Origin of the sequence: Acinetobacter sp. 148, assembly GCF_031196675.1 — a bacterium.
Lineage (GTDB): Bacteria > Pseudomonadota > Gammaproteobacteria > Pseudomonadales > Moraxellaceae > Acinetobacter > Acinetobacter baumannii.
The window spans coordinates 971-5,411 of the sequence record NZ_JAVIMT010000079.1 but is presented as its reverse complement, the minus strand read 5'-3'; the positions used below and the strand labels follow the sequence as shown (position 1 = coordinate 5,411).

The window sequence follows — 4,441 nt, the reverse complement described above, 5'->3', positions numbered from 1 at the left end:
AATCTTTGTGCAACAAAGCCTTTCTAAGTCAAAAATACGTTTGGATAGCATTTCTGTCTATTAGAATGATTTGCATACAATGTTCTGCTTTTTAGAACACAAAAGCAGAATGAATTGAAAAAATCAAAAGTTATGGCATGAAAATCGCTTAAGCATGGATAAGTACTTTGTAAACTGCCCGTGAGATTGAATAGCTGTATGTCGATTACCTTTTCCCGATTTTCTGAATATTTTATGGCTGTTGCCCGTACTGGCAGTTTACGTAAAGCCGCAGAACAGCTTTTTATTTCAGTCTCTGCAGTGCATCGGCAAATTATTCTTGCTGAAGAAGAGTTAGGCGTTGCTTTATTTGAGCGTTTACCGCAGGGGCTGAAGCTAACGTTAGCAGGTGAATTACTTTATGCTGATCTGCTTAAATGGCAAAAAGAATATCAGCTGACTCGAATTCGATTTGATGAAATTCAAGGATTAAGTCGCGGCAATATTGAAATGGGTTTTATTTCTGCCCTAAATGATGGTTTTGTCGTGGATTGTATTCAACGCATGGCTGAAAGCTATCCATGGATTAATCTCAATATCAGTATGAATAGCAGTGAAGAAATATCGAGAAAAATCATTGATGCAGAATTAGATTTTGGCATTATCTTAAATCCTAAAAGTCACAATCAATTAGAAATCTTATCCTTTATTGAAATTCCTTTAGGCTATGTTTTATCACCACATCACACCTTAGCCGGCATGGATAAAATCTATTTATCTGACACTTTAAATGAGCGTCATATCATGCCAAGTGAGCCCTTAGTCATCAGTGATTATGTACATACACTCTATAAACATCACAAATTTAATCCTATACAAAAGATAGAATGTAATGACATTAGAATGATAACATCATTAATTCAACAACAATTAGGCATTGGCTTAATGTCATATATGGATGCATTACCACTTTTAAACTCAAAAAAGATCGTATTTAAGCCCATTCGTGAAAAAGGTATGCATCGTTTAACCATTGCACTGTGCGTCGCTTCAAAACGTCAAACATCTCGTCTTTCACAAATAATGGTAAATTTATTGGTCGAAAAAATGGAAGAAATCAAATTGCAATTAAAGCAACTTCCTTAAACATTTAATCCTTTGCTCTTCAATCTAATGTTTCTAAATAGCTAAAAAAAGCCAGTGTGAATATTCACACTGGCTGCTGAAAGCTAACCTTTTAGTTTTACATTTCTTTTTGTGTCTTACAGCTTAGTCGAGTGGATTACCGACAATGTTACTAATAATTCCCTTCATAATATGATTGCCTTGTTCTTTACGTAACTCTTCATACCACTCTCGGGTCACCGCTTCATCTTTCATATGTGTCACATCACAGCGCTTACGGGCACGAAGTACCAACTCATTGGCACGTTCATTACGCTTGTTCTGATAGCGACGTAAAGAATCTTGTAAACCTAAGGTATTAATTTGCAATGAACGTGCCAAATAGATAGCATCTTCCATCGCTTGGCAGCCGCCTTGACCAATATCAGGTGTTGTACTGTGCGCTGCATCACCTACAATCACCACTCGACCTTTGTAAAAATTGGCAAATGGTTCGATATCGTGAATTTCTACACGATTGGTCTTTTGCACATCGACTGCATCAATTAACTTTTGGACAGGCTCACACCATCCTTTAAAGTATTGTTTGAATAAAGCTTTGTATTGGCTACGATCATTTTCAAGACCAACAGCTAACGGCACATCAAAAAAGAAATAGAAACGATTATTCGCCACTGGCATCAGTGAAACACGTTTGCCTTCACCTACAAACGTTGTCCATTGATCTGCTGCGGCATAATCGTCTGAGACATCAACGAGACCATTCCAATTGACATAGCCTGCATAGCGTCGCTCAACTTGCTCACCTAAAACATAGGCACGAGTAATTGAGTGTGTACCGTCTGCACCCACCAATAGATCAGATTCTATTTCGCTACCATCTGCAAATTGAATTTTTACACGCTCTCCTTCTTCAACAAAAGAAATCATTTTCTTAGCTAGATGAATATCTTCACGACCAAATTCATCCATTAACATATTCTGAAGTTCCGCACGTGATACCGGATATGGTCGTTGCCCGACTTCTTCAATCAATGGATAAAGGCTAAACTGGGTCATCACATCGCCCGTCAGACCATCAATATAAGCAAGGTTATCCATTTTGCCGCCAAGCTTTTCAACTTGCTCTGTCAAACCCAAATAATTTAGACATTTCACACCGTTAGACCATAACGAAATAGCAGCACCCACCGGTAAAATTTGTTCTGCCTGTTCATAGATGGTTACTTGGTGTCCGAATTTTTTTAGTGCGATGCCTGTAGTTAGACCCGCCATACCTGCACCAATAATTGTAATTTCCATCTATAATTCCCCTGTGTTTTATAAGTTTCTAAGTCATAAAATGCTAAAAGCGTGCCATTTTTTATAAAGCGCCCTGAAAAAAATCCAAAGTTGGCACACGCTGTGCATCTAAACGCGTGTAAATGCTTGTTTTTATCGTTTGTTAAATTTTTTGTAGCACGATAGCGCAAAGCATGAATTTTGAAAGAAAATAGCGAATGGATTTAATATATGGCGACTTTATTAGCACCCGATTTTGATATTCCTGCACAATTACAGACACTTACCAATTTGGCAGATGACCGTATTGGTGCAAAAATTATTGAATGTTCAGATGAATTTTTCGCAGAAGCAAAACGTATGCTTCAATTTGACGCGCCAATTTTTGTTGAAGATAAATTCGATGACCATGGTAAATGGATGGATGGTTGGGAAACGCGCCGTAAACGTCACACAGGTTATGACTGGGCAATTATTCAATTGGGCGTAGCTGGGCATATTAAGGCTTTAGATATTGACACTACCTTCTTCACTGGGAATTACCCTGCTTCAGCTTCAGTTGAAGCCTGCTACGCCCCTGATGGCGATCTTGCTCAAGCTGAATGGTTGAACATATTAGAGAACAACGTACTTGGCCCAAGTCAGCATCATGTTTTGCCGATTACAGCTGACCAAGTTTTTACTCATGTGCGTTTAAATATTTTTCCTGATGGTGGTGTTGCTCGTTTTAAAGTGTATGGTGAAGTGAGCGTTCAACAACAAGATCACACTGCAACAATTGATTTAGTTGCTTTAGAAAATGGTGGACGTGTAATTGCTTATAGCGATGCACATTTTGGTCATCCACGTAATCTGATTAACCCAGGTCGCGGAATTAATATGGGTGATGGTTGGGAAACCAAACGTCGTCGTGCACCGGGCTTTGATTGGTGTATTTTGGCTTTGGGTCAAACTGGTGCAATTGAAAAAATTGATATCGATACGGCACACTTTAAAGGCAACTTTCCAGCCCAAGTCTCTATTCAAGCCGTATATGTTAAAGATGCAACTGATCCACAATTAATTCCACAAAGTATGTTCTGGCCATTTTTGCTTGAAGCACAAGACATGCAAATGGATCATATTCATAGCTTTGTAAACGAAATTTTGCAACATGAAAAGATCTCGCATATTCGCATTAATATGATTCCAGATGGTGGTATCAGCCGTATTCGTTTGTGGGGTAAAACCAAAAGCTAAATTGAAAGCTTGAATACTTTCTACATCGAGAAGGATAAGTACTGTGGTTTTATCCTTCTTCTCCTACACTTGATATAGACAATAAAAGAATTACACATGGTTCAAACAATTCAGCTACAGCCCCTGAGCATTGAAAACTTTGCCCCTTTTGGTGAGGTGATTTGCTGCGGAGGACAGGATTTTTTTCATATCAATGATGCACATACCGAGCGTTATCATGCCCTTGTAACCACTGAAATCTTCGGTGAAGCACATGCAGGTATTAGTATTTTTCGTAATATTAAACAGACAGAAATTCCTTTTTCGGTTTCGATGCTTGAGCGACATCCGAATGGCTCACAAGCTTTTATCCCGATGCAAGGTCAGGCTTTTTTAATTGTGGTGGCACCTGCATTGGATGATCAAACGCCTGATATTTCAAAACTCTGTGCTTTTATTTCAGATGGTACACAAGGTGTTAACTACCATGCAGGTACATGGCATCACCCTCTATTAACTTTAGAGGCGCCAAGTAACTTTGCCGTGGTTGATCGTATTGGTATTGGACATAATTGTGATGTTTATCAGTTTAATGAAGTACTCAATATCGTGGCATAAATTTAAACTATCATTGAAATTGAAACCTCAATTTAAAATTGTCTCAGAAATTAAAAGCCCCATCCGTGGGGCTTTTAAGTCTTGTGCAGTATGTTGTGTAACGATGTAGGTTTTAACGAATCAATTAGAAGTGATATTTCACTAGCGCACTGACGTTATTTTCATCTTTACCTTTAATATTATATTTATTATTCCAAACTGAACCGTACCGGGTTTGTCG

The 4,441-nt window shown here is 38.3% G+C and carries 4 protein-coding genes and 1 pseudogene; 3 read left to right on the top strand and 2 right to left on the bottom strand.

All coding sequences use genetic code 11. The features are described 5' to 3' along the window. Positions 1-198 precede the first annotated feature (198 nt). Positions 199-1,125, top strand: coding sequence for a LysR family transcriptional regulator (locus tag RFX69_RS13710; protein ID WP_000028740.1), 927 nt, complete (start codon positions 199-201; stop codon positions 1,123-1,125). A gap of 123 nt (positions 1,126-1,248) precedes the next feature. Here the strand turns inward: RFX69_RS13710 and hpxO are convergent, their stop codons facing one another. Continuing rightward, entirely contained in the window at positions 1,249-2,406 is a 1,158-nt protein-coding gene (gene hpxO / locus RFX69_RS13705) for an FAD-dependent urate hydroxylase HpxO (protein ID WP_000406591.1), read from the bottom strand. A gap of 210 nt (positions 2,407-2,616) precedes the next feature. Here hpxO and alc point away from each other — a divergent pair, with 210 nt between their 5' ends. Then, positions 2,617-3,624, top strand: coding sequence for an allantoicase (gene alc, locus RFX69_RS13700; protein WP_000212598.1), 1,008 nt, complete (start codon positions 2,617-2,619; stop codon positions 3,622-3,624). 96 nt (positions 3,625-3,720) lie between these two features. Continuing rightward, positions 3,721-4,221: an ureidoglycolate lyase gene (locus RFX69_RS13695; protein ID WP_000250866.1), complete on the top strand. Its 501-nt coding sequence runs from the start codon at positions 3,721-3,723 to the stop codon at positions 4,219-4,221. Between the two features lie 124 nt (positions 4,222-4,345). Here RFX69_RS13695 and RFX69_RS13690 read toward each other — a convergent pair. Then, positions 4,346-4,441, bottom strand: a pseudogene (locus tag RFX69_RS13690) (hypothetical protein); the annotation flags it as partial.

Coding starts and splice junctions, on each gene's coding strand:
- RFX69_RS13710 (WP_000028740.1), top strand. CDS start 199: ATGTCGATTACCTTTTCCCGATTTTCTGAATATTTTATGGCTGTTGCC.
- hpxO (WP_000406591.1), bottom strand. CDS start 2,406: ATGGAAATTACAATTATTGGTGCAGGTATGGCGGGTCTAACTACAGGC.
- alc (WP_000212598.1), top strand. CDS start 2,617: ATGGCGACTTTATTAGCACCCGATTTTGATATTCCTGCACAATTACAG.
- RFX69_RS13695 (WP_000250866.1), top strand. CDS start 3,721: ATGGTTCAAACAATTCAGCTACAGCCCCTGAGCATTGAAAACTTTGCC.